Source organism: Sphingomonas degradans, from assembly GCF_053502645.1.
In genome coordinates this window covers 1,964,940-1,987,714 of the sequence record NZ_CP177172.1, presented here as the reverse complement: position 1 = coordinate 1,987,714, position 22,775 = coordinate 1,964,940, and the positions used below count along the sequence as shown (strand labels likewise).

Sequence of the window (22,775 nt, the reverse complement as noted above, 5' to 3'; positions counted from 1 at the left end):
TCGCGTACAGACACCTAAACCGGCGCGCGATCGGGCGCGGCGTGACCGAAGGCGTTCAGCCGACCCGCACTCCCGGGAAGGGCAGGATCGTGGCGCCGCTGCGCAGGCTGTCGAGCAGGTTCGACCACCACTGCGCCATCGCTACCCGCTCTTTCCAATGGGTACCGCGATGATAGGCCGCACGAACCTTGTCGGTATCGCCATGCGCCAGCGCGCGTTCGATCGCGTCGTAGGACCATTTGCCCGACTCGTTCAGCAAGGTGCTCGCCATGGCGCGGAAGCCATGGGCCGTCATTTCATTGCTGGCATAGCCCAATCGGCGGAGTGCGGCGTTGAGGGTGTTGTCCGACATCGGTCGCGTTCGGGACCGCATCGACGGGAAAACATAGCCGTTGGAGCCGGTGATCGACCGGATCTCCAGGAGGATGGCGATCGATTGGGTCGAGAGCGGGACGTGATGCGGTTTGCGCATCTTCATCTTCTCAGCCGGGATGGTCCAGACAGCGGCGTCGAAGTCGATCTCATCCCATCGCGCATGGCGCAGTTCGCCAGGGCGCACGAATACGTGTGGCGCCAGCTGCAGCGCCCATTTGGTCATGCCCTGGCCCTCATAGGAGTCAATCGCACGCAGCAGCTTGCCAACGTCCTTTGCCTCGGTGACTGCGCCATAATGTGTGACGGTTGGTGTCAGCAGCGCGCCGCGTAGGTCCCTCGTCGGGTCTGACTTCAATCGGGCGGTGGCGACGGCATAGCGGAATACGGCGCCGGCCAGCTGCAGTGTACGTCGCGCGCTTTCCAGCTTGCCGCGCTTCTCGATCTTCCGGATCGCGGCCAAGGCGTCGATCGGCTCGATCTCATGGATGGGCATTTTGCCGATGGAGGTATCGAGCAGGCTGAGAAGATACTCACACCGTGCAGCGGTCGAGGGCGCCCAGGCCCTGTCGCCGTCGCGCCGCCGCTTCGAGCAATATTCCTGGGCGACTCGGGTAAAGGTGTTTTCCGCCAGCGCCTCGCTTCTGAGTTTCTCGCGCTGCTTCTCCAGGACGGGGTCCTTCCCTTCGGCAAGGACATCGCGCGCGTCATCGCGCAGTTTACGCGCGTCGCGCAGGCTGACCTCCGGGTAGGAGCCGAAGCTAAGCTTCTTCTCCAGGTCACGGTGTTTGAACTTCATCCGCCAGAGGCGGGAGCCGGACGGCGACACGATGAGGTAGAGGCCCAGCTCGTCATAAAGCTTGTAGGCCTTTTCGCGGGTCTTGGCCTTGCGGATTGCCATATCACTCAACGGCATGGTTCGGGCCTCTCATCCCGAGGCCCCACCACTTTGGGGCCTCGTGCAAAAAAATGGGGCCCGCGATTTTTGAGAAGGCCCCACCTGCGCTTGCGCTTTCATGGGACGGGACGAGCGGTCACGAGCCGGAAGACCCGAAAAATACCGCAGATTTCCGCGGTTTACAAAGCTCTGTGGGATTTCGTGAGATCGGAAAATGGAGCGGGTGAAGGGAATCGAACCCTCGTCGTAAGCTTGGGAAGCTTCTGCTCTGCCATTGAGCTACACCCGCATATCGGCGTTCGCCGATCGGCCGGCGCGGGATGCAACGATGTTGCTATCCCGCAGCGCGACAGGGGCTCACTGCCCTATTTCCGGCGGTGGCGTCAACGGAGATAATGCGGCGCGGTTTCGGGTTGCCCTGCGCGCCAGCGGGGGCCGGCGAGTCGCCGTCGGCCCCGGCGTGCCTCAGCCCGCCAGCGTCGCGTTGTCGATGACGAAGCGGTACTTCACGTCGCTGCGCTGCATCCGTTCATAGGCGGTTTCGATTTCGTCGATGCGGATCATCTCGATTTCGGCGACGATGCCGTGTTCGGCGCAGAAATCGAGCATTTCCTGCGTCTCGGCGATGCCGCCGATCAGCGAGCCGGCGATCGAGCGCCGCTTGAAGATCAGCGCCGCGACGTTGGGGGAGGGGTGGGCGTGCTCGGGCACACCGACCAGCGTCAGCGTGCCGTCGCGCTTCAGCAGCGCGGTGAAGGCGTCGAGGTCGTGGCTGGCGGCCACCGTATCGAGGATGAAGTCGAAGCTGTTCGCGTGCGCGGCCATTTCGTCGCCATTGCGTGAGACCACCACTTCATCAGCGCCCAGCGCCAGCGCGTCGGCGCGCTTGCTTTCCGAGGTGGTGAAGGCGACGACATGCGCGCCCAGCGCATGGGCGAGCTTTACGCCCATATGGCCGAGCCCGCCGATGCCGACGATGCCGACCTTCTTGCCCGGCCCCACCTTCCAGTGGCGCAGCGGCGACCAGGTGGTGATGCCCGCACACAGCAGGGGCGCGACGGCGGGAAGCTGGTCTTCGCTATGCCGGATCTTCAGCACGAACTTGTCGCTGACGACGATACGCTGCGAATAGCCGCCCAGCGTGTGGCCCGGCGCATCGGCGGTGGGGCCGTTATAGGTGCCGACAAAGCCGTTCTCGCAATATTGCTCAAGCCCCTCGTCGCACGCGGCGCAATGCTGGCAGCTGTCGACCATGCAGCCGACGCCGACCAGGTCGCCGACCTGGAACGTGGCGACGTCGCTGCCCACTGCGCTGACGCGGCCGACGATCTCGTGCCCCGGTACGCACGGATAGAGCGTGCCGGCCCATTCGGAGCGGACCTGATGGAGGTCCGAGTGGCACACGCCGCAAAAGGCGATGTCGATCTGGACGTCGTGCGCGCCGGGATCGCGACGCTCGATGGCGATGGGCTCGAGCGGTTTGTCGGCGGCATAGGCGCCATAGGCTTGGACGGTCATGAAGGAGCTTCCTGTTGCGTAGGGATGGTGTGGCTGCCGGGGGTGGCCCGCGCGGAAGGTAGTCATCGCGCGCTCCCGCGATTAGGGGGCATTATCTGCATGGTGTTGTGAACGGAGCTCAGCAATGAACAGGCAGCATCTGGGCGATCTGGCGGCGTTCCTGACAGTGGCGCGCGAGCGGAGCTTCACGCGGGCGGCGGCCAAGCTGGGCGTCACCCCTTCGGCGCTCAGCCACAGCATGCGCGCGCTGGAGGAGCGGCTGGGCCTTCGCCTGCTCAATCGGACGACGCGCAGCGTCACGCCCACCGATGCGGGCGAGCAATTGCTGGAGACGCTGGGCCCCAGCTTCGATGCGATCGACGCGCAGGTCGCGGGACTGGGGGCGCTGCGCGATCGTCCAGCGGGGGCAGTGCGGATCACGGCGGACGAACATTCGATGCGCGCCGTGGTGTGGCCCGCACTGCGCCGCTTCCTGCCCGCGCATCCCGAAATCCGGGTCGAGGTCGTCACCGACTATACGCTGACCGACATCGTTGCCGAGCGCTTCGACGCAGGCGTGCGCTTTGGTGAGATCGTGGCGAAGGACATGGTGGCCGTTCCGATCGGCCCCGACGAGCGCATGCTGGCCGTCGCGTCGCCCGCCTATTTCGCGGCGCGGGGGCGGCCCCGCACGCTGGAGGAACTGACCGGCCATGCCTGCCTGAACCTGCGGCTGCCCACCTATGGCGGGCTGTATGCGTGGGAGTTCGAGCAGGAGGGGCGGGCGCGCCGCGTGCGGGTGGAGGGGCAACTGACCTTCTCGTCGATCTTCCCGATCCTGGAGGCGGCGCGCGATGGGTTCGGCATCGGCTATCTGCCGCAGACGCTGGTCCAGTCGAGCCTGGAGAGCGGCACGCTGGAGGCGGTATTGACTGAATGGTCGCCGCCGTTCCCCGGCTATCATCTATATTATCCGAGCCGGCGACAGCCGACGGCGGCGTTCGCGGCGCTGGTCGAGGGGCTGCGCTATCGGGGTGGGCAGGGCGCAGCCTCAACCGTCTGAGCGCGGGGGTATTCGCGCCGGCTATAGCCGCGTTGCCCGCCCGCAGGCGCCAACGTAGAGCGGGCAAACGGGTTCGAGGACGGCAGAAAATGGCCTATTTTCTAGGGATCGACGCAGGGGGCAGCCATTGTCGCAGCCGGCTGGTCGACAGCGCGGGCACGATCATCGGCACGGGCGAGACGGGGCCGGCGAACGCGCGGATCGGGCTGGACCTGCTCCATGCGACGCTTACCGATGTCGCCGGACAGGCCATTGCGCAGGCGGGGCTGGATGCTGCGGCGGTGGCGACGATCCGGGCGGGGATGGGCATTGCGGGCATTTCGCGCCCCGGCGTGCGCGATCGGCTGGCGTCGCTTGCCTTCCCCTTCGCCTCGGTCGCGTACGAGACCGATTCGGTGATCGCCAATGTCGGCGCGCATGGCGGCGCGGATGGCGCGACGCTGGTGATCGGCACCGGGAGCATCGCCCAGGTGCGCGTGGACGGGCGCGACTTCGCGATCGGCGGCTATGGCTTCCCGATCTCCGACGAAGGCAGCGGCGCGGCGCTGGGGCTGAGCGCAGTGCGCCATGCGCTCCGCGCGCTCGACGGGCGCAGCCAGCGCACGCCGCTGAGCACCGCCGTATCGGAGCGGTTCGGGCATGACACGGCGCGTGCCATCGCCTGGATGGATGCCGCGACGCCGCGCGACTATGCCGCGCTGGCGCCGATCGTGATGGATTATGCCGAGGCGGACGACGCCATCGCCCGCTCGATCGTCGAGGACGCCGCGCTGCACGTCGAGCGCTTTATCGAGACAGTGTTCGACAAGGGCGCGCCGGCCTGCGCGCTGGCGGGCGGGCTGTCGCGGCGGATGCGCCCATGGCTGCGCGCACGCACCGTCGCGCGGCTGAGCGAACCGCTGGGCGATCCGCTGGACGGCGCGCTGCGCATCGCGGGGTTCGTAGCGGGTTAAGAGTCGTTTTGAAAATTCGCGAAAGAGCGAATTTCAAGGCGGTGCCGGCCCGCTCCCCCGCCCGGCCACCCATAGAATACTGCCGTTGGGTGGCCGGGCGGGGGAGCGGGCCGGCACCGCGAAATGCGCCTCGGCGCATTTCCAAACAGGCTCTAAACCTCCCCAGCTTCCAAAAGGACGCCGCCGATCCAGCTGCGGGTGACGCGGCGCTGGGCGTCCATATGGACCAGATCGGCGGACAGGCCCGGCGCGATGGTGCCGGTACGTCCGGCGATCCGCAGGAAGCGCGCGGGATTGCCGCTCGCCATCGCCGATACGGCGGTGCGCGTCAGCCCTAGCATGTCACCGGCGTTGCGCACGGCGTCCGCCATCGTCAGCGCCGATCCGGCCAGCGTACCATCGGGACCGCGCATCGCCGCGCCGTCGCGGTGGATGCGGGTGCCCATCAGGTCGAACGTGTCCCGCGTGCCGCCCGCCGGGGGCATGCCGTCGGTGACGAGCATCGCGCCGTCGATGCCGCGCGCTGCGATCGCCACCCGGAGCGCGGCGGGATGGACATGCAGCCCGTCGACGATCAGCCCGAAATGGCTCATGCGATCCTCCAGCGCGGCGCCGACCATGCCAGGCTCGCGGCTGCCCAACTGCGTCATCGCGTTGAACAGATGGGTGAAGCCGTGCAGCCCCTCGTCCAGCGCGGCGCGGGTCTGGGCATAGCTCGCCATGCTGTGCCCGGCGGCGACGATCACGCCGCCGGCCACCAGTGCGCGGATCGCCCCCGGCGGAGCAAGCTCGGGTGCGAGCGTGACGAGGCGAATGCCGGGGCCGGGGCGGGTGAGCAGCGCGATCGTCGCGTCGTCTATGGCGCGGAAGCGGCCGGCATTGTGGATGCCGCGCTTGTCCGCATTCAGGAACGGCCCCTCGACATGGATGCCCAGCACGCCGGGCACTCCGGCGTCGATCGCGGCGTCGATGGCATCGAGCGCAGTAGCCAGCACCTCGGGCGTATCGCTGATAAGGGTAGGGAGCAGCCCCGTGGTCCCGAACCGGCGATGCGCGGCGGCGATGGCGCGGATGCCGTCCAGATCGGGCCGGTCGTTGAACAGCACGTCGCCGCCGCCATTGACCTGCGTATCGATGAACCCTGGCAACAGCCAGCCGCCGCCCAGATCGGTGCGGGGGCAGCCGTGCGGCACATCGCCCTCGGGCACCAGCGCGGAAATGCGTGGCCCGTCGAGCAACAGCGCATGCCCGGCCAACTCGGCCCCGTCGGCCACGATCGTCGCGCCGGTCAACGCATGCAACGACGATCCGCCGCGCACCGCGCCGTCGTCCGCCCCGCACGTCATCACGCTGTCGATCGACACTATAGCTCCCCGTTATTGTTGTGCGTCAAAGTATGCGATGGCGACCAACGGGCCAACGCGCTTAATGATGCATAAGGGTTGCACAAGAGGCATGGATGTCCACCGAGACCGTTGATCCGCGTTATGTCGAAATCGATCGCTGGCCGACCGTGCTGGCGGTGCAGGCGATGCTGGAGGGCCAACTTGCCGCCGTCGCCGCGCTGCGCGGGCAGGAGGCGGCGATCGCGGCGGCGGCGGAAGCGGCGGCGGAACGGCTGCGGCGCGGGGGGCGGCTGGTCTATGCCGGCGCGGGCACCTCGGGGCGGATCGCAGTGCAGGACGGCGTGGAGCTTGGCCCCACCTTTGGCTGGCCCGATGCGCGGCTGGTATATCTGATGGCGGGCGGCCCCGGCGCGTTCCTGCGCGCGGTCGAGGGGGCGGAGGACGATCGCGAGGCGGCGCGGGCCGAGATCGCGGCGGCGGACGTGGGGCCGGACGACATCGTGATCGGCGTCGCCGCCAGCGGGCGCACGCCCTATACGATCGCGGCCGTCGAGGCGGGGCGCGCGGCTGGCGCGCTGACCATCGCGGTTGCCAACAACGCCGGCACGCCGCTGCTGGCGGCCGCCGAACATCCGATCCTGGCCGATACCGGCAGCGAACTGGTCGCCGGATCGACCCGGATGAAGGCGGGGACCGCGCAAAAGGCGGTGCTCAACCTGCTCTCGACCGCGACGATGCTGCGGCTGGGGCATGTCCATCGCGGGCTGATGGTCGATATGCGGATTTCCAACGCCAAGCTGGCGGTGCGCGGCGCCGCGATGGTGCGCGACATTGCGGGAGTCGACGACGCGAGCGCGCGCGCGGCGCTGGAGGCGGCGGGGCGCGACATAAAGACCGCGGTGCTGGTGGCGGGCGGACTGGCCCCCGAGCCAGCGACGGCGCTCCTCGCCGCGCACGGCGGAGATTTGGGGCGCGCGATGGGTGCGGCGTAATCCGCTATAGGAGCTGAACCTGTAAGCGGCGGCTGTTGGTTAGCGCGCCTGAGTGGCCGAGGTTGGCGGATAGCCGCCGATGGCTTTTTTGGGGGGGATCGAGACTGCACAATCCAGGCTCATCGCACGTCACGGCCTTGCAGGCGAAGGATGTGAGTAACGCAAGTAGTCCTAAGCGTTGTGCTGCTGCGACATTTGCTCGCATTTCACAGGAAAAACCCGCAGTTTCGTGCGGACAGGAGCGGGAATAGTCGGCCAATTTCCCCATGGCGCGCCGCTCCGCTTTCGAAAGCGTGGCATAGAACGACCCCAGGAATTCGTCATAGCCCTGGCCGCCCATCCAATCGACATGCCGGCTGGGGCACTGTGCTTTCAGATCGAGATTCCATTCCTGCCACGCATCGACAGCCTGTGGCGCAGGCGCTGCCCCAAGCAACATGCAAGTCATCGGCAAGATGTAAGCTCGCTTCACTCATGCAGCATAATCTTGTTCGAGGGGGTTCGATAGTGAGCAGCTTCGATCCTCCCAAATTTCAGACCCTCCGCCCGAATTTCGTTACGCAGGCGCGACCAAAGTGCAGTTCGCGCGTTTCCTCGGCCATGCAAACGCTCTGGTTCATCACCAATCCGAATTCCGGCACCACGTCCCAGCCCAAATGCGACGCGCTGGAGGCGGTGTTCACCGAGCGCGGCCTGACGCTCGCGGGGCGCACCCGGTTTCCCGCCGAGCCGCTGCCCGACGGGGCGGCGCTCGACGCGGCGGGGGTGGATACCGTGGTGCTGTTCGCGGGTGACGGCACGATCAATGCGGCGCTGTGTGCGCTGGCGTCGTGGGAGGGGGCGTTCCTGATCCTGCCGGGCGGCACGATGAACCTGCTGGCCAAGGCGCTGCACAACGAACTCGATCCGCAAAAGATCGTCCACGCCGCGCATCTGGCCGCCCGCCGGGTCGCGCTGCCCTATGTCGAGGCGGGGCCGCACCGGGCCTTTGTCGGGCTGATCCTGGGGCCTGCCGCTGCCTGGGCGCGCGCGCGGGAGGCAGTGCGCAAGGGGCGGTTTCGGCGGCTGATTGGGGCTGCGCGGGCCGCGTGGCGGCGGACCTTTGGCGAACGCGGCATCCGCATCGCGGGCGCTGCGGGCCTGCGCGAACGCTATCAGGCGGTGTTCGTCACGCCCGATCTAGGCAGCCTGCATGTCGCCGCCGTCGATGCGCGCGATTGGGGCGCGATCGCGCAGCTCGGCTGGGAATGGGTCACGGGCGACTGGATCGCCGCGCGTGCGGTAAGCGAGGCGCGCACCGCGACGCTGCAGGTACGCGGCCGCCGCCCGGTGCTGGCGCTTTTCGACGGCGAGCCGGTGACGCTTGCGCCCGGCGTGCCCATCGCAGCGGGTAAGAGCCGGGAGCGCTTCCTGTCCACGCGAACGGAGCAGGCTGCGTGACCCGCTTCTTCCACGTCAGCGACGTCCATTTCGGGCGCGAGGATCGCGAGGCGGTCGACTGGTTCGGGCGCGTCGTGGCCGAGGAACAGCCCGACGCGATCATCATGACCGGCGACCTGACGATGCGCGCCCGCGCCAGCGAGTTTGCGGCGGCGGGCGCGTGGCTGGAGAGCCTGAAGCGCCCGGTGACGGTGGAAGTCGGCAACCACGACTTGCCCTATTTCAATCCCTGGGCGCGGCTGGTGGCGCCGTACAAACGCTATCGCGCGATCGAGCGGATGATCGAGCGGCCGCTGGACATACGCGGCGTGGCGGTGGTCCCGCTAAAGACGACGGCGCGCGCGCAGTTGCGGCTCAACTGGTCCAAAGGACATGTGAGCATCCGTTCGCTGCAACGCACGCTCGCGCTGGTCGAAGCCGCGCCGACCGACGGGCTGGTGTTCGTCGCCGCGCATCACCCGCTGATCGAGGCGGGGACGCAGGCCAGTTCGCGCACCCGGCGCGGGCGACGGGCGCTGGAGGCGCTGGCGAGTGCGGGCGTCGATGCCGTGCTGACCGGGCATGTCCACGATCCCTTCGACATCGAGCATAAGGTGGGCGACAGGACGGTGCGGCTGATCGGTGCGGGCACGCTGTCCGAACGGGTGCGCAGCCAGCCGCCGTCGTTCAACGAAATCCGCGTGACGGACCATGGTTTCCAGACCATCGCGCGCTTCAAGGGCGAGGCGAGCGTCGCGCTGTAACGATCAGTGCTTCACCGCCACGTCTTGTCCGAACACGATCATGTTGCCGTCGGGTGCGATCACCAGCAGTTCGCGCTGGCCCCATAGCTGGTCGACCGGACCATGGACGTCGCCGTCGTTGAGCAAGGGGATGTGCGGCCCGAGTTCGGCGGCGATCGCGTCAACGTCGCGCACATCGACATAATAGCAATAGCGGCGGTTTCCCGGCGGGGCACCGTCGTCGCCGATATTCTGCCGCAGCCGGAACGCGATTGTGTCACGCTGGACATAGGCATAGTCGGCGGTTCGGAAACGGCAGGTAAATCCCAGAATAATTGTAAAAAAACGCAAGGACTCTTCGATGTCTGGCACGTGCATGAACGGTGTTAGACGGTACATGTTTGCCATAAGCCCTCCCCATCGGTGCTAAATGCTACGCTCGATCGGGAGTTTATTCAAAGCAAGATGGTGTTAACTCCGAAATAAACCAAGCGGCCCGCGCCCGCCCGTGCTCCAGGTCGTCCAGTTCGGGAAGACATAGGGCATGTCGGCGGCGCTGACGCCGTGCCAGCGGGCGATCGCGCCGATATATTCCTCCTGCGCCACGGCGGGGACGAAGCGGCCTTCGCTGCTGACGTCGCTGGCGCCGCCCAGCACGGGATCGGGATAGGCGCCGAATATGCCGCCGGGCGCGACATTGCCACCCATCACCAGATGGTTGCTTCCCCACGCATGGTCGGTGCCGTTCTGGGCATTGCCCCGATAGGTCCGGCCGAAATCGCTCATCGTGAACGCGGTGACATTTTCCGCCATGCCGATCGATGCCATCGCCCGGTGGAATCCGGCCATCGCCATCGCCAGATCGGCAAGCAGGCTGGCGTGGTTGCCGGTATCGTTGTTCCCGCCGCCGGTCTGGCTGGCATGGGTATCGTATCCGCCCTGGCTGGCGAAGAAGGTCTGGCGGTTATGCCCCAGCGTGCCGCGCGCGTCGATCATCCGCGCCACGCGCATCAATTGGCGGGCGATGTCGCTCGTCAGCACCGCGCCGGTAGTGGGGTTGGTGAAATACCCGTCCAGCGCATTGCTGGCGGTCAGCAGCGCGTTGGCGTTGACCGCCTGACCATAGGCGCCCGAAATGTCGCGCGCGGTAGCATCGGTGACGGCGCCATAGCTTGCGCCACTGGCCAGGGCGTCGATGGCGGCGTTCTTCGCCTGGTTCGCCGCAGCGCCCCCTTGGACATAGCCGCTGCGCACCATCGTGCCGGTGGAGGGCAGGACCAGCACCGAACTGGTCTGCCCCAGCGTCGCGAGGTTCGAGCCGGAAAGCGAGATGAGGGGCGGCGTCGCGCCTGTCGCGATGCGATCGGCGATCCGGCCCATAAAGCCATCGACGTTGGTGTCGCGGGCGCGCATCCCTTGCCAATGCGCCTGCTCGTCCGAATGGCTCAACAGGTTGGTGGGGCGCAGGTCGGCGCGGCTCTGGTACGTCGCCTTGGTAAGCGGCGCGAACAGCGTGCCCGCGTTCAGCACGAGCGCAAGGCTGCCTTCGTCCCATAGCGGGCGCAGCGCGGCCATTGCGGGATGCAGCGCATAGCTGGTGCCCGTCAGAGCGGTCAGCTGCGAGGCTTTGATCCCCACGCTGCCGCGCGCGGCGAGATAGGCTGCATGCCGCGTATCGGTGGGGATCACCATGTTCCACCCGTCATTTCCCCCGAACAGGAAAATGCCGACCATGGCACGGTAGCTGCCATTGGGCGCGGCCATGGCGGAGGTGCGGCCGAGTTGGCCGATTGCGGCCATCGTGCCGGTGCCGGCGACGAGGCGAACGAAATCGCGACGGGACAAGGTCATGTGCGTCGGCTCCCTTATCGATCGACGAGGAACAGCGGGCTCGATGCCGCGATGTAGAGCAAGGTCTGCGCGCGCCTGCGCGCCTGTAACAGCGGGTCTGCGTTGGTGATCGGCGTTCCCGCCGCCTTCAGCGCGTCCCGGTGCTGCTGCGACAGGGAATTGGCGAACAGCAACAGGTCGATGCGGGCGATCATCCCATCCAGGTCGGTGCCGAACGCCTCCCATCCCGACCATAGTGGCTGGCTGAGCGAGGAGCCGGTCAGCCCTGAATCGAGGGAATATTCCGCGCGGTTCGCATCCCCTGCGATCGTCCAGTCATACACCAGATTGTGCCAGCGCAGCACGTTCGACGTGTTGAGCAGCTTCGACGCCGGGCTCTTGAGCGTAGTCGATCCTGGCAAGGGATAGTCGGGCGGATAGAAATTGAAGACGGATGGCGCACGCATCACCGGCTGGCCAATGCCGCTGTCCCGGGTGCTCAGCAGATAGCCGTCGGTGTTGAAACCGATCGCGCGCACCAGCCCGGTCATTAGCAGTATCGGCTCCTTGACCTTGCCGGCAGCGCCGGTGGGGGTGCCGCGCGCCTCGGCGTCGGTCAGGATCGCGCGCACCACGGCCTTCAGGTCGCCGCGTACGCCATTGCCGTTATTGGCGAAAACCGCCGCGACGCGTCCGACATAGGCCTGGCTGGGATTGGGCGTCACCAGATGAGTGATCAGAAACTGTGACACGCGCGGCGCCGTGGAGGCGGCGTTGAACCCCGCATCGACCACGGCGGCGACGCTGGCCTCCTGGGTCGCCCCGGCGGGCACCGTGGTGCCGAGGAAGGTCTTTGCCGTGGTGTCGTAGCGCGCGGGGACGGCGATCATCGGCTGCGAATAGTCGCGCGCATTGCCATCGGTGATCGCTGCCCCGCCCAGCCGGGCATAGGTCCAGCCGGTGAGCGCGCGCGCCACGCCGCGGATATCGTCCGCCCCGTAGTTTGGGATGCGCGCGCCGCCGGCGTCCAGCTTGGGCGTGCCGTCCATGTTGAGCTGGTCCGGCCCCATCGAGAAGAGCTGCAGGAGTTCACGTGCGAAATTCTCGGATGGGCCGGACTTGTTGCTGTCCGCCATGTCGAGATAATCGCCCATATAGCCGCTCATCGTCACGCGCTGGAGGATGTCGCGATAGTTGCCGAAGGCGTTGTCGACGAAGATCTGGTTGAACGCGGCGATGCCGGCAGTGGAGTTCACTTCCGTCTCGGATGCGACGATCATCTGCCCCAGCGCGAACGCGACTCGCTGCCGCAACTGATCGTTGCCGGAGATCGCATCGGCGTAGAAGCGCATCGCCACCGGGATGCGCGAGAAATGCTGGCGTGCGCACAGCGTGTCGTTGTTAGGGCAGAAATCGCGGCGAACTGCGCCGGCGGCGATATCGGCATAGGTGCTGCCGGTTGCGGCGAACTGTTCGTCCAGCCAGCGATCGACTCCGAGTTCCTTGATCCGCGCGACCAGCGCGGGGGTGGGGCCAAAGCTGGCCTGCTTCGCCAACCGCGCAGCCTCGCCTTCGGTCAGGCCGACCGGGGCCGGTGTCGACGTCGGCGCGGGTGAAACCACCCCGCCGCCCGTCGCGCCGCCACCGCCGCTTCCGCCGCCACACCCCGCAAGTGCAGAAAACAGCGCCGCACACAGCAACGCTCGATGATAAGCAATACCCACTGACGTTCCTCCGCCCCGCTACGCTTGGCGTATCCAGTGGTGATGTGAATAGTATATTGGTTAATATTCTATAGTCTGTGGAAGTACTTAAGGGGTTTTAACGGGGGTGGCACGGGGCGGTTTTTGGGCGTGCGCGATCCGCGCCGGCCCGGGTGACCGATCCCATGCGCGCGCGCCCATAGCAAAAGGGCGGCCCGTTGCCGGACCGCCCCATGCGTTTGTTCGAAAGAACCGCTTAGCGCTTCGAGAACTGGAAGCTACGACGGGCCTTCGCCTTGCCGTACTTCTTACGCTCGACGGCGCGGCTGTCGCGGGTCAGGAAGCCGGCGGCCTTGACGGGCGCGCGCAGGATCGGCTCGAACTTGGTCAATGCCTGGCTGATGCCGTGCTTGACTGCGCCGGCCTGGCCCGAAAGCCCGCCGCCCTTGACGGTGCAGATAACGTCATACTGACCGGTCCGCTCGGCAACGCCGAAGGGCTGGTTGATGACGAGACGCAGCGTCGGACGCGCGAAATAGATTTCCTGGTCGCGGCCGTTGATCGTGATCTTGCCGGTGCCCGGCTTGATCCACACGCGTGCAACGGCGTCCTTGCGGCGGCCGGTCGCATAGGCGCGGCCATACTTGTCGAGTTCCTGCGCACGCAGCGGCGCGGGGGTCGACGGCTCTTCGAGCTTGCCGGCCAAGTAATCGTCGGCGCGCACTTCGGACGCAGTGTGGGCGTTGGCGGCGACGGCCTGCTCGCCCTGGGCGATCGCGCCCAGATCGGAAAGGGACTGGCGGTTGTCAGACATTATGCGCCCACCTTGTTCTTGCGGCTCATGGCAGCGATATCCAGGACTTCGGGGTTCTGCGCGGCGTGCGGATGCTCCGTGCCGGCGAAGATGCGCAGGTTGCGCATCTGCTGGCGACCCAGCGGGCCGCGCGGGATCATGCGCTCAACGGCCTTTTCGAGCACGCGCTCGGGGAAACGACCGTCCAGCACTTTGGCTGCGGTGATTTCCTTGATGCCGCCTGCGTAGCCGGTGTGCTTGTAATACACCTTCTGCGACAGCTTCTTGCCGGTGAAACGGACCTTGTCCGCATTGATGACGATGACATTGTCACCGCAATCGACGTGGGGAGTGAAGCTCGTCTTGTGCTTGCCGCGCAGGACGTTAGCGATCACCACTGCGGCACGGCCGACGACCAGACCTTCGGCATCGACGATATGCCACTTCTTCTCCACCTCGGTCGGCTTTACCGACTTGGTGGTCTTCAACAGCGCCTTCATGGGGCCGGACCTTTCGAGTTAAACGCAAGCGCGCCACCCCTGGGGGCGGCGCGGTTGAGGGGCGTTTGTCGTAAAGAGGCACGAAAGTCAAGCAAAACGGCGGCTTTGCTGACGGGTATCACTATACCGCTAAGGTGCGAATGGGCGTGCCGGCTGCGGAATATCCACGTGCAGCGCAGTCTCGAACCGCGTCTCGATCGTTCGTTCGCCCTCCGTTGCGCGGGAATGGCGGGTTTCTGTGCCCGACTCGATCAGCCCCGTCGCCGGATCGGCGGTTACCGTGCGGGCGATCTCTACCCACGCCGCGCGCGCCGAAACCGCGCCGGAGGCGGGCAGGTCGATCCGCGTCGATGCGCGGGTCGTGGTGCGCACGCGCCCGCCCGGCAAGGTCATGGTCCGCCGAGTCCCTTCCAGGCTGACCGGCGCGCCAAAGGGGGAGGCGCCCTGGATCCGCACGGGAACGGGCTCGCCGGTCGGATCAGGCAGGTCGCGCGCGATCAGCGCCGTCACGAGACTGCCGAGCATGTCGCGCTGGCGATCGGCGGGAAGGGCGCGCAGGGGCATGGCGATCCGCTGCGCCAATGCGGCGCGCTCGGTGGGTGCCTGGCGTCGCGCCGCCACCGCCGCCGCCACGCCGGCGCATAGCTGTTCCCACCGGGCCGCCATGTCGTCGATCGCGATGACTTGACCCTTCGAGTCCAGGTGCAGCGTCATGCGCTGACCGGCCAGCGCGGCAAGCCCGGTCTCGAACATCCCGCCCACAGGGTCCGACGGCGCATCCTTCGCCGCGAGCAGCGTTACCTCGGCACGATAGCCGTCGCCTTCGCGCGCGAACCGTACGGTGCGCTCGATCCGATAGCGTCGGTCGATGGGGCCCGTCTCCCGCCGTTCGCTGACGACGTGCAATGGCGTATCCAGCGGTGGCGCGAATGCGACCGCTTGCACCAGCAACGCGGCGGCCAGGATCATCCCGTTTCGGCGCCGATCCAGTCCGCGGCCGCGGGGCCCGCCGCGACCGGCCACGCTTCGATCACGGGAAGGGCATAGGGGTGCAGCGCGGTGATGCGCGCACGCAGCCGTTCGACCAGCGCGGGCGCCGTCTTGAACAGTGCCGGAGTCTCCGTGCCCCGCTCGACCGCGCCCTGCCAGCGATAGAGCGCCACGACGGGCGGAAGGACGTTGACGCAGGCGGTCAGGCGTTCGTCCAATGCGATGCCCGCGATACGCTCGGCCTCGGCCTGGGAGGGGAAGGTGCAATAGACGAGCGCGATGTCGCTCAACGCGCGCGGCCGATCGCGTGTGCGCCCCATGCGGTGGCGATCACGAGCAGCGCGCCGGTGAGCTGGTGCAGCGCTGCGAGCGGCAGGCTGACGTCGGTCATCACCGTGGCGATGCCCAGCAGGATCTGGAGCCCGAAGGCGCTGTGGATCGCAATCGAGGCGCGACGATCGATCTTGCGCGCCGCGCGCGCCAGCACGACTAGCGCGGCGACGGTGACCCATGCCCACCAGCGATGGACGAAGTGGACGATCGCCGGATCGTTGAACAGCGCATCGAAGAACGGGCGACCGGCAACGGTGGCGCCGGGGAAGAACTGGCCGTTCATCAGCGGCCATTGATCGGTGACGAGGCCGGCATTGAGCCCCGCGACCAGCGCGCCGAACAGCAGCTGGACCAGCAGGATGAAGCCGGTGGCGGCGCCCAGCGGGGTGAGTCGCGCGGGGCGGGCGATCGGATTGCGGGCGAGCGCAAGCAGGTCGAGCGCGGTCCAGACGATGCCGGCCAGCGTGAACAACGCGACCAGCAAGTGCGTCGCCAGCCGGACATGGCTGACATCGGTGCGCACGCTGAGCCCCGACTTGACCATCCACCATCCGACCGCGCCCTGCATCGCGCCCAGCGCGAGCAGTGCGACCAGCCGCCAGCCATAGCCGCGCGGGATGGCGCGGCGCACCGCGAACCAGACCAGCGGCACGGCAAAGGCGAGGCCGATCAGTCGCCCGAGCAGGCGGTGGAAATACTCCCAGAAGAATATCGCCTTGAACCCGGCCATGGTCATGCCCTGGTTCAGCTGCTGATATTCGGGGATGCGCTTATAGGCGTCGAACTCGGCCTGCCATGCCGCATCGCTCAAGGGCGGCAGCGTGCCGCTGATCGGCTTCCACTCGGTGATCGACAGGCCCGATTCGGTCAGCCGCGTGATGCCGCCGACGACGACCATCACCACGATCAGCGCGGCAACGGCGAACAGCCATGTCGCAAGCTGGCGGGGGCGGGCGGAGGCGGGCAGGGAAGTCATCTGGAGCACGCAGCCAATGTACGCCGGGGCGCGGCGGGGCGCTAGCTACTTCCGCTGGTGGCATCGGGAAGCGCGGGCGGCTCGCGGCGCTTCATCGCGATGTCGATCAGCGTTTCGAGCCGGATCACGCGCTCGCGAGTCTCGATCGAATGGCGTCGGGCCTCTTCGGCGGTGGTCAGCGCCTGCTCGACCTTGTGCTGGAGCAACGTGACCTGCTGGAGTGCGCGCAGCGCGTCGGTCCAGAAGCTCATTGCCGCGTCCATCCCGACAGCGCCGACGAGAGCGCATCCCAGTCGATCGCGTCGTCGGCGAGCAGTTCTTCGCGAACCTGCGCGCGGTAGCGGTCTTCGTCGAAATCGTCGGCGACTGCGCGTGCGGCTTCAAGCCGGGCAAGCGCCGCCTCGGTCCGCGCATTCGCGCTTTCCAGCTGGGCGAGCAGATCGCCGATAAGTGCCTGCTCGGCATCGGTCGGCTCGGTATAGCGTTCCGCCGCCGTGCGCATGAAATCGCTCATGCTCATGTCTGCCGCCTCGGCATTGGCGGCGATCTGCCGCTTTTCCTCGGGCGACACGAGTACGACCACGCGGGTCGATCGGGTTTCACGCAGCTGCGTTGCCATGCACATGTACATAACATGTGCATGGCGGGTCTTCAAGGCGCGCTCAGGCGCGCGCCCCGTCTGCCACCGCAGTCTCGTTGTACCGCAGCGCCTTCAGAACCGTATCGACGATGCCGTCGGCGTCGAGGCCAGCATCGGCATATTGCTTTTCGGGCTTGTCCTGGTCCTGGAACACGTCGGGCAGGCGCATCGTGCGCAGCTTTAGCCCGGCGTCGATCAGACCCTGGTCGCTCGCCATGGTCAGCACATGCGCGCCCAGGCCGCCGATCGAGCCTTCCTCGATCGTCACGGCGACTTCGTGGCTGGTCAGCAGGCGGCGGATCAGGTCCTCGTCGAGCGGCTTGGCGAAGCGCAGGTCCGCGACGGTGGTGGAAAGCCCCTTGGCCTCCAGCGCGTCGGCGGCCTTGAGTGCCTCGGCCAGCCGAGTGCCGAGCGACAGGATCGCCACGGTCTTGCCCTCGCGGACGATGCGGCCCTTGCCGATCTCCAGCCGCTGCGGCGTCTCGGGCAGCGCCAGCCCCACGCCGTTGCCGCGCGGATAGCGCAGCGCGATCGGGCCGCTGTCGTGCAGCGCGGCGGTGTGGGTCATGTGGACCAGCTCGACTTCGTCCGCCGCCGCCATCACCACGAAATTGGGGAGCGACGCCAGATAGGTCACGTCGAAGCTGCCCGCATGCGTCGCGCCGTCGGCGCCGACCAGCCCGGCGCGGTCGATTGCGAAGCGCACCGGCAGGTTCTGGATCGCGACGTCGTGCACCACCTGGTCATAGGCGCGCTGGAGGAAGGTCGAATAGATCGCGCAGAACGGGCGCATCCCCTGTGCCGCCAGCCCGGCGGCGAAGGTCACTGCATGCTGTTCGGCGATGCCCACGTCGAACGCGCGCTCCGGGAACGCCTTGGCAAAGCGATCGACGCCGGTGCCGGAGGGCATGGCCGCCGTGATCGCGACGATGGTGGGATCGCGCTGCGCTTCCTTGACGAGCTGGTCGCCGAACACGTTCTGGTACGCCGGCGGTCCCGGCGGGGCCTTGGCCTGCGCGCCGGTGATGACGTCGAATTTCTGGACGCCGTGATATTTGTCCGCCGCCGCTTCGGCGGGGGCATAGCCCTTGCCCTTCTTGGTCACGACATGGACCAGGATCGGGCCGTGCTCGCTGTCGCGGACATTCTCCAGCACCGGGATCAGGTGTTCCAGATTGTGGCCGTCGATCGGGCCGACATAGTAAAAGCCCAGTTCCTCGAACAAGGTGCCGCCCGTCGCCATCCCGCGCGCGAATTCCTCCGCGCGTTCGGCGGCGTTGTGGACCCGCTTCGAGAATTTGCGGATCGCCCGCTTCGCGAGGCTGCGCAGCCCGAGATATTCGGACGAGGAAACGACTCGGGCCAGATAGGCCGAAAGCCCGCCTACCGGCGGCGCGATCGACATATCGTTGTCGTTCAGGATCACGACCAGCCGGTTGCCCGCCGCCTCGGCATTGTTCATCGCCTCATAGGCCATGCCGGCGCTCATCGCGCCGTCGCCGATCACGGCGATCGCCTTGCCGGGGCTGCCCGACAGCTTGTTGGCGATCGCGAAGCCCAGCGCTGCCGAGATCGAGGTCGAGGAATGCGCCGCGCCGAACGGGTCGTATTCGCTCTCGCTGCGCTTCGTAAAGCCGGACAGCCCGCCGCCCATGCGCAGCGTGCGGATGCGGTCGCGGCGCCCGGTCAGGATCTTGTGCGGGTAGCATTGATGGCCGACGTCCCAGATCAGGCGGTCCGCGGGCGTATCGAAGACATAGTGCAGCGCGACGGTCAGTTCGACCACGCCAAGCCCGGAGCCGAGGTGCCCCCCGGTGGTGCCGACGGCGGAGATCGTCTCCTGCCGAAGCTCGTCGGCAAGCTGGCGCAGCTCGGTGGGTTTCAGCGTGCGGAGATCGTTGGGCGTGTCGACGGTGTCGAGCAACGGCGTCTGGGGTAGTTCAGCCATCCCACCTTGTTACCCCAGCCAAAGCCGCAAGTCGAATGTTACCATTCGGGAGTTTACGGAGGGTAATCCGCGTCAATCGCAATCGGCGCACTTGCCCCGGACCTCGATCACCGGGCGCACGGGGGAAAAACCGGCGTTCTTCGCGGCGGATCGGACGGTGCGTGTGATCGAGTCGTCATCGATATGCGTTGTCTGTCCACAGCTGTCGCAGACGAGGAAGATGCAGTCGTGCAGGCAATCGGGATGCGCATTGGCGACATAGGCATTGGCGCTTTCGACGCGCCGGGCCAGGTTCGCGCCGACGAACAGGTCCAGGATGCGATAGACGCTGTTGGCGGCGACACGGCGCCCCTCGATCTTCGACACGGCCTCGGCAATGTCATAGGCGGAGGCCGGCTTGTCGAAGCTCGACAGCGCCTCGAAAACGCGCTCGCGCATCGCCGTCCACTGTTCGCCCGATTTCTCCAGCGTCGTCTGGGCGACCCGAGTCAGTTCGGTGCCGTGGTGCTCATGATGATCGTGCGCGTGCATCGTGTGGATTTAGGCCTTGTCGTGCTCCGCCACAAGCGGCGCCCGGCGGAGTCAGTGCGTCGCGCGATGGTTCAGGTCGTGGCCCAGCGCCAATACGCTGACGCCGATCAGCGTCCACAGCGTTTCGAACCCGCCATGCGGCAGCGAAAGTGCACCCGCCATGATGCCTAGCCCGAACGCGCCCACGGCGGCCGGCGCCATATAGCCATGCGCCAGGATGCCGCGGCCGAGCGCAAAGATGCCGAATCCGATCGCCAGCATCAGCCCGACTTCGTGAATCACCGGGCTCACCAGCCCGCCCGCCGACGACAGCAGCGTCAGCAGAACCGTGGTCGCGACGCAGTGGATGAGGCACAAACCGCTAAGGCCAATGGCAATTCGGTCGAAACGCGTATCGACTACGCCCCAGACGCGGGCAATTGGCAAGCTAACCGGCATGTCGCGCATATAGAGGTGCGCGGGTGAAGGTACAACATATCCTTGTGTGAATAAATGTGACGCGCGAATGCGGCGGGCGCAGGCGATGCGGGGGAAAAAGGGCGGGTAGGCCGGGTAGCGCTCTAGGGGACGCCACCCGGCCACGCCCGCTAACCACAATGTAGGCGCTTCATCCTCTGTTTCCAGTGGTATTGCGCCGATGTGGCCCGGGACTGCGGCGACGCGTTGGGATCAGGTGCGGGCGCCCAGATAATGCGATTGTGCCGCATCGGTGGCGTTGATCGCAAGGAGCGAGCGCGCATCGCTCGCGGTGCGCACCCGGCCGGTGCGGTCCGACGCGGCATCCAGCACGCGGTCGAGCAGCGCCTGTCCTTCTTCCCACCAGCCGATGCCGCTCGCGGCGTTCAGGTGTCCCTGTGGCCCCGCATCGACGAAATAGCTGCCCCAGCCGCCGGCCAGCGACCGCGCCTTTTCGGGCGCCACCCAGGGATCGTCGGTGCTCGCTACCACGATCGACGGAAAGGGCAGCGGCTTGGAGGGCGTCGGCCGGAATGCCGCGAGTTCGGGGCGAACCTCGGCCCGGTCGACATCGGCGGGGGCGACGAGCAGCGCGCCCGCGACAGGCCAGCCAAAGGGTTGGCCGGACAGTTCGGCCCACCACGCCACTGCCAGGCATCCCAGGCTGTGCGCGGCCAGCACCACGGGGGCCTGCGCCGATCGGATCGCTTGGTCCAGCTTGGTCACCCAGGCGTTGCGGTGCGGCGTGTCCCACATGCCCAGTTCCACGCGGTGCGTATCGGGGCGCGATTGCTCCCACAGCGTCTGCCAGTGCGAGGGCCCCGATCCGCCCAGACCGGGGACGGTGAGGATGATCGGCGAGGTTTCGTCCAATGCAGAAAAGATGGTCATGATCTCCGCTCCTTCATGAGGAAGCTGGCCGGAGCATAGGATTTAATACCCACCAACTTAGTGGGCAATAGCGCTGCGACAGAGCGTGAAGCTGTTGCGCCGGGGCGATAGCCGGTCCTAAAGGGCGCCATGGCAAAGCTTCGCGCCGATCAGATGCTCGTCGACCGCGGTCTCGTCGAGAGCCGCACCCGGGCGCAGGCGCTCATCATGGCGGGGCTCGTCTTCGCGGGCGATCGCAAGGTGGAAAAGGCGGGGCAGATGCTCCCCGACGACACGCTGCTGGACGTGCGCGGTCGCGACCATCCCTGGGTGTCGCGCGGCGGGATCAAGCTGGCGCACGCGCTCGATCATTTCGCGCTGGATGTGGCGGGCGCGGTCGCGATCGACGTCGGGTCTTCCACCGGCGGGTTCACCGACGTGCTGCTCAGTCGCGGGGCGGCGCGCGTCTATGCAGTGGACAGCGGCACCAACCAGCTGGCGTGGAAGCTGCGCCAGGACCCCCGCGTCATCGTCCACGAACAGACCAGCGCGCGCATCCTCACTGAAGCCCATATCCCCGAGCCGGTCGGCGTGATCGTGTGCGACGCCAGCTTCATTGGGCTGGCCAAGGTGCTCGACGTCCCGCTGGGGTTCGCGAGCCCCGATGCGTGGCTGGTCGCGCTCATCAAGCCGCAGTTCGAGGCGGGGCGCGAGGAAGTGGGGAAGGGCGGGGTGGTGCGCGATCCCGCCGTGCATGCGCGCGTCTGCGCCGAAGTGGCCGAATGGGTCGCGTCGCGCGGCTGGCGCGTCGCCGGCATCGCCGAAAGCCCGATCACGGGGCCGGAAGGCAATATCGAGTTCCTGATTGCCGCGCAGCGGGACGACACTGCCGCGTGATCGCGCTTTTTCCGCGCTGCGTTTCGCCGTACTAGAAGGCGACAGCCGCAGCGCCGGATCGCGATGCGGCCGCACATGGGAGCACCGGATTGAGGGAAATCGCGTCGAAGGGGCAATTGCGCCTCGCCTTTCTGCGCTGGGCGATGGTGACGGTCCCGTTCATCCTCCTGCTGGGCTTCGCCTCTGCGCGCTTTGCGCCGACCGGGCCGGAGAATCCGTGGTACATGGCGCTGGTAAAGCCGGCGATCATGCCGCCGGGCTGGGCGTTTCCCGTTGCCTGGACGATCCTGTACATCCTGATGGGGCTGGCGCTGGCCATGGTCATCAATGCGCGGGGATCGCGGCTGCGCACGCCCGCGTTGCTGGTGTTCGCGGCGCAGATGGTAACCAACCTCGCCTGGTCGCCGGTTTTCTTCGGGATGCACAAGATCACGGCGGCGCTTGTCATCATCGCGGTGCTGCTGGTGCTGGTGCTGGCGACGATCGCGCTGTTCGCTCGCGTTCGCACCGTTGCGGCAGTGCTTTTGCTTCCGTATGTCGCCTGGATCGTCTTTGCAGGCACGCTGCTTTACCAGATCCATCAACTCAATCCACAGGCGGAAAGCCTTGCGCCGGGGCGTGCGGTTGACCAAATCCAGATTCGTTGACGCTATTGGGAATTTGACATGCAGACCGACAACCGCCTGTTCGACGATTTCGTGAAGTTCGTGAACGGGGCAGCGGGCACCGTGGCCGGCATGGCACGCGAGACCGAATCCGCCGCCCGCGAGCGTGCTCGCGAATGGGTCGGCGGGCTCGACTTCGTCGCCCGCGAGGAGTTCGAGGCGGTCAAGGCGATGGCCGCCGCCGCCCGCGACGAAGCCGATGTGCTGAAGGCGCGGATCGACGCGCTGGAAGCCAAGCTGGCCGGCACTGCCGCAGCCGGGGTCTCGACCGCGAAGGGCGACGCTTGACCCTGTACGCGCTGACGACGGTAAACATCTTGTCCACAGCTTTTCGACAGGGTTGCGCACCCTTTGCTTGTG

General features: G+C 67.0%; 25 protein-coding genes and 1 tRNA gene. 8 read left to right on the top strand and 18 right to left on the bottom strand.

Going from position 1 to position 22,775, the window contains the following annotated elements:
- Positions 1-55 precede the first annotated feature (55 nt).
- From ACG3SL_RS08815 to ACG3SL_RS08805, 3 genes are all read right to left on the bottom strand, one after another.
- The gene (locus ACG3SL_RS08815) at positions 56-1,288 is read right to left on the bottom strand and encodes a tyrosine-type recombinase/integrase (protein ID WP_448664753.1); all 1,233 of its coding nucleotides are present in this window, start codon (positions 1,286-1,288) and stop codon (positions 56-58) included.
- 197 nt (positions 1,289-1,485) lie between these two features.
- A tRNA-Gly gene (locus ACG3SL_RS08810) sits at positions 1,486-1,559 on the bottom strand.
- Between the two features lie 176 nt (positions 1,560-1,735).
- A complete protein-coding gene (locus ACG3SL_RS08805) occupies positions 1,736-2,788 on the bottom strand; it encodes an NAD(P)-dependent alcohol dehydrogenase (protein ID WP_448664752.1) in 1,053 nt (350 codons plus the stop codon).
- 124 nt (positions 2,789-2,912) lie between these two features.
- On the opposite strand from ACG3SL_RS08805, the gene ACG3SL_RS08800 reads away from it, so the two are divergent.
- On the top strand, positions 2,913-3,830 hold the full coding sequence (locus ACG3SL_RS08800) for a LysR family transcriptional regulator (protein WP_448664751.1): 918 nt from the start codon (positions 2,913-2,915) through the stop codon (positions 3,828-3,830).
- Positions 3,831-3,919: 89 nt separating this feature from the next.
- The gene (locus ACG3SL_RS08795; protein WP_448664750.1) at positions 3,920-4,783 is read left to right on the top strand and encodes a BadF/BadG/BcrA/BcrD ATPase family protein; all 864 of its coding nucleotides are present in this window, start codon (positions 3,920-3,922) and stop codon (positions 4,781-4,783) included.
- A gap of 152 nt (positions 4,784-4,935) precedes the next feature.
- Here the strand turns inward: ACG3SL_RS08795 and nagA are convergent, their stop codons facing one another.
- Positions 4,936-6,129: an N-acetylglucosamine-6-phosphate deacetylase gene (gene nagA, locus ACG3SL_RS08790; RefSeq protein WP_448665100.1), complete on the bottom strand. Its 1,194-nt coding sequence runs from the start codon at positions 6,127-6,129 to the stop codon at positions 4,936-4,938.
- Between the two features lie 113 nt (positions 6,130-6,242).
- Between nagA and ACG3SL_RS08785 the strand changes: the two genes are divergently transcribed.
- From ACG3SL_RS08785 to ACG3SL_RS08775, 3 genes are all read left to right on the top strand, one after another.
- Positions 6,243-7,121, top strand: coding sequence for an N-acetylmuramic acid 6-phosphate etherase (locus tag ACG3SL_RS08785; protein ID WP_448664749.1), 879 nt, complete (start codon positions 6,243-6,245; stop codon positions 7,119-7,121).
- 600 nt (positions 7,122-7,721) lie between these two features.
- Positions 7,722-8,561, top strand: coding sequence for a diacylglycerol/lipid kinase family protein (locus ACG3SL_RS08780; RefSeq protein WP_448664748.1), 840 nt, complete (start codon positions 7,722-7,724; stop codon positions 8,559-8,561).
- Positions 8,558-9,304, top strand: coding sequence for a metallophosphoesterase family protein (locus ACG3SL_RS08775; RefSeq protein WP_448664747.1), 747 nt, complete (start codon positions 8,558-8,560; stop codon positions 9,302-9,304). Before ACG3SL_RS08780 ends, ACG3SL_RS08775 begins: the two co-directional genes overlap by 4 nt.
- A gap of 3 nt (positions 9,305-9,307) precedes the next feature.
- Here the strand turns inward: ACG3SL_RS08775 and ACG3SL_RS08770 are convergent, their stop codons facing one another.
- The 14 genes from ACG3SL_RS08770 to ACG3SL_RS08705 form a co-directional block, all read right to left on the bottom strand.
- On the bottom strand, positions 9,308-9,661 hold the full coding sequence (locus ACG3SL_RS08770) for a VOC family protein (protein WP_448665099.1): 354 nt from the start codon (positions 9,659-9,661) through the stop codon (positions 9,308-9,310).
- Between the two features lie 93 nt (positions 9,662-9,754).
- Positions 9,755-11,134: a DUF1501 domain-containing protein gene (locus ACG3SL_RS08765; protein ID WP_448664746.1), complete on the bottom strand. Its 1,380-nt coding sequence runs from the start codon at positions 11,132-11,134 to the stop codon at positions 9,755-9,757.
- Positions 11,135-11,148: 14 nt separating this feature from the next.
- A complete protein-coding gene (locus ACG3SL_RS08760) occupies positions 11,149-12,837 on the bottom strand; it encodes a DUF1800 domain-containing protein (protein WP_448664745.1) in 1,689 nt (562 codons plus the stop codon).
- A gap of 235 nt (positions 12,838-13,072) precedes the next feature.
- Entirely contained in the window at positions 13,073-13,630 is a 558-nt protein-coding gene (gene rpsI / locus ACG3SL_RS08755) for a 30S ribosomal protein S9 (protein ID WP_448664744.1), read from the bottom strand.
- Positions 13,630-14,109: a 50S ribosomal protein L13 gene (gene rplM / locus ACG3SL_RS08750; protein ID WP_448664743.1), complete on the bottom strand. Its 480-nt coding sequence runs from the start codon at positions 14,107-14,109 to the stop codon at positions 13,630-13,632. The genes rpsI and rplM overlap by 1 nt, the downstream gene beginning before the upstream one ends.
- Before the next feature lie 129 nt (positions 14,110-14,238).
- A complete protein-coding gene (locus ACG3SL_RS08745) occupies positions 14,239-15,078 on the bottom strand; it encodes a hypothetical protein (protein WP_448664742.1) in 840 nt (279 codons plus the stop codon).
- Positions 15,075-15,389 (bottom strand): divalent-cation tolerance protein CutA, encoded by a 315-nt coding sequence (cutA, locus tag ACG3SL_RS08740; RefSeq protein ID WP_448664741.1) that lies wholly within the window; start codon positions 15,387-15,389, stop codon positions 15,075-15,077. The genes ACG3SL_RS08745 and cutA overlap by 4 nt, the downstream gene beginning before the upstream one ends.
- A complete protein-coding gene (locus ACG3SL_RS08735) occupies positions 15,386-16,408 on the bottom strand; it encodes a COX15/CtaA family protein (protein ID WP_448664740.1) in 1,023 nt (340 codons plus the stop codon). The genes cutA and ACG3SL_RS08735 overlap by 4 nt, the downstream gene beginning before the upstream one ends.
- Before the next feature lie 41 nt (positions 16,409-16,449).
- Positions 16,450-16,659, bottom strand: a complete 210-nt coding sequence (locus ACG3SL_RS08730; RefSeq protein ID WP_448664739.1) for a hypothetical protein — start codon at positions 16,657-16,659, stop codon at positions 16,450-16,452.
- A complete protein-coding gene (locus tag ACG3SL_RS08725; RefSeq protein WP_448664738.1) occupies positions 16,656-17,027 on the bottom strand; it encodes a plasmid mobilization protein in 372 nt (123 codons plus the stop codon). The genes ACG3SL_RS08730 and ACG3SL_RS08725 overlap by 4 nt, the downstream gene beginning before the upstream one ends.
- 43 nt (positions 17,028-17,070) lie before the next feature.
- The gene (gene dxs, locus ACG3SL_RS08720; RefSeq protein WP_448664737.1) at positions 17,071-18,996 is read right to left on the bottom strand and encodes a 1-deoxy-D-xylulose-5-phosphate synthase; all 1,926 of its coding nucleotides are present in this window, start codon (positions 18,994-18,996) and stop codon (positions 17,071-17,073) included.
- Between the two features lie 72 nt (positions 18,997-19,068).
- Positions 19,069-19,527 (bottom strand): Fur family transcriptional regulator, encoded by a 459-nt coding sequence (locus ACG3SL_RS08715; protein ID WP_448664736.1) that lies wholly within the window; start codon positions 19,525-19,527, stop codon positions 19,069-19,071.
- A gap of 51 nt (positions 19,528-19,578) precedes the next feature.
- On the bottom strand, positions 19,579-19,953 hold the full coding sequence (locus ACG3SL_RS08710; protein WP_448664735.1) for a MerC domain-containing protein: 375 nt from the start codon (positions 19,951-19,953) through the stop codon (positions 19,579-19,581).
- A 243-nt stretch (positions 19,954-20,196) separates the two neighbouring features.
- Positions 20,197-20,874, bottom strand: coding sequence for an RBBP9/YdeN family alpha/beta hydrolase (locus tag ACG3SL_RS08705; protein ID WP_448664734.1), 678 nt, complete (start codon positions 20,872-20,874; stop codon positions 20,197-20,199).
- Positions 20,875-21,003: 129 nt separating this feature from the next.
- Between ACG3SL_RS08705 and ACG3SL_RS08700 the strand changes: the two genes are divergently transcribed.
- From ACG3SL_RS08700 to ACG3SL_RS08690, 3 genes are all read left to right on the top strand, one after another.
- Positions 21,004-21,750 (top strand): TlyA family RNA methyltransferase, encoded by a 747-nt coding sequence (locus ACG3SL_RS08700; protein ID WP_448664733.1) that lies wholly within the window; start codon positions 21,004-21,006, stop codon positions 21,748-21,750.
- An 89-nt stretch (positions 21,751-21,839) separates the two neighbouring features.
- Positions 21,840-22,397, top strand: a complete 558-nt coding sequence (locus tag ACG3SL_RS08695) for a TspO/MBR family protein (RefSeq protein ID WP_448664732.1) — start codon at positions 21,840-21,842, stop codon at positions 22,395-22,397.
- 18 nt (positions 22,398-22,415) lie between these two features.
- Positions 22,416-22,703 carry an accessory factor UbiK family protein gene (locus tag ACG3SL_RS08690; RefSeq protein ID WP_448664731.1) on the top strand — a complete coding sequence of 96 codons (288 nt, stop codon included), beginning with the start codon at positions 22,416-22,418 and terminating at the stop codon, positions 22,701-22,703.
- Positions 22,704-22,775 lie beyond the last annotated feature (72 nt).

Bases quoted from the DNA above. Each gene is read 5' to 3' on its own strand.
- ACG3SL_RS08815 (WP_448664753.1), bottom strand. From the start codon at position 1,288: ATGCCGTTGAGTGATATGGCAATCCGCAAGGCCAAGACCCGCGAAAAG.
- ACG3SL_RS08805 (WP_448664752.1), bottom strand. From the start codon at position 2,788: ATGACCGTCCAAGCCTATGGCGCCTATGCCGCCGACAAACCGCTCGAG.
- ACG3SL_RS08800 (WP_448664751.1), top strand. From the start codon at position 2,913: ATGAACAGGCAGCATCTGGGCGATCTGGCGGCGTTCCTGACAGTGGCG.
- ACG3SL_RS08795 (WP_448664750.1), top strand. From the start codon at position 3,920: ATGGCCTATTTTCTAGGGATCGACGCAGGGGGCAGCCATTGTCGCAGC.
- nagA (WP_448665100.1), bottom strand. From the start codon at position 6,129: ATGACGTGCGGGGCGGACGACGGCGCGGTGCGCGGCGGATCGTCGTTG.
- ACG3SL_RS08785 (WP_448664749.1), top strand. From the start codon at position 6,243: ATGTCCACCGAGACCGTTGATCCGCGTTATGTCGAAATCGATCGCTGG.
- ACG3SL_RS08780 (WP_448664748.1), top strand. From the start codon at position 7,722: ATGCAAACGCTCTGGTTCATCACCAATCCGAATTCCGGCACCACGTCC.
- ACG3SL_RS08770 (WP_448665099.1), bottom strand. From the start codon at position 9,661: ATGCACGTGCCAGACATCGAAGAGTCCTTGCGTTTTTTTACAATTATT.
- ACG3SL_RS08765 (WP_448664746.1), bottom strand. From the start codon at position 11,134: ATGACCTTGTCCCGTCGCGATTTCGTTCGCCTCGTCGCCGGCACCGGC.
- rpsI (WP_448664744.1), bottom strand. From the start codon at position 13,630: ATGTCTGACAACCGCCAGTCCCTTTCCGATCTGGGCGCGATCGCCCAG.
- rplM (WP_448664743.1), bottom strand. From the start codon at position 14,109: ATGAAGGCGCTGTTGAAGACCACCAAGTCGGTAAAGCCGACCGAGGTG.
- ACG3SL_RS08745 (WP_448664742.1), bottom strand. From the start codon at position 15,078: ATGATCCTGGCCGCCGCGTTGCTGGTGCAAGCGGTCGCATTCGCGCCA.
- ACG3SL_RS08735 (WP_448664740.1), bottom strand. From the start codon at position 16,408: ATGACTTCCCTGCCCGCCTCCGCCCGCCCCCGCCAGCTTGCGACATGG.
- ACG3SL_RS08730 (WP_448664739.1), bottom strand. From the start codon at position 16,659: ATGAGCTTCTGGACCGACGCGCTGCGCGCACTCCAGCAGGTCACGTTG.
- ACG3SL_RS08725 (WP_448664738.1), bottom strand. From the start codon at position 17,027: ATGGCAACGCAGCTGCGTGAAACCCGATCGACCCGCGTGGTCGTACTC.
- dxs (WP_448664737.1), bottom strand. From the start codon at position 18,996: ATGGCTGAACTACCCCAGACGCCGTTGCTCGACACCGTCGACACGCCC.
- ACG3SL_RS08715 (WP_448664736.1), bottom strand. From the start codon at position 19,527: ATGCACGCGCACGATCATCATGAGCACCACGGCACCGAACTGACTCGG.
- ACG3SL_RS08705 (WP_448664734.1), bottom strand. From the start codon at position 20,874: ATGACCATCTTTTCTGCATTGGACGAAACCTCGCCGATCATCCTCACC.
- ACG3SL_RS08700 (WP_448664733.1), top strand. From the start codon at position 21,004: ATGGCAAAGCTTCGCGCCGATCAGATGCTCGTCGACCGCGGTCTCGTC.
- ACG3SL_RS08690 (WP_448664731.1), top strand. From the start codon at position 22,416: ATGCAGACCGACAACCGCCTGTTCGACGATTTCGTGAAGTTCGTGAAC.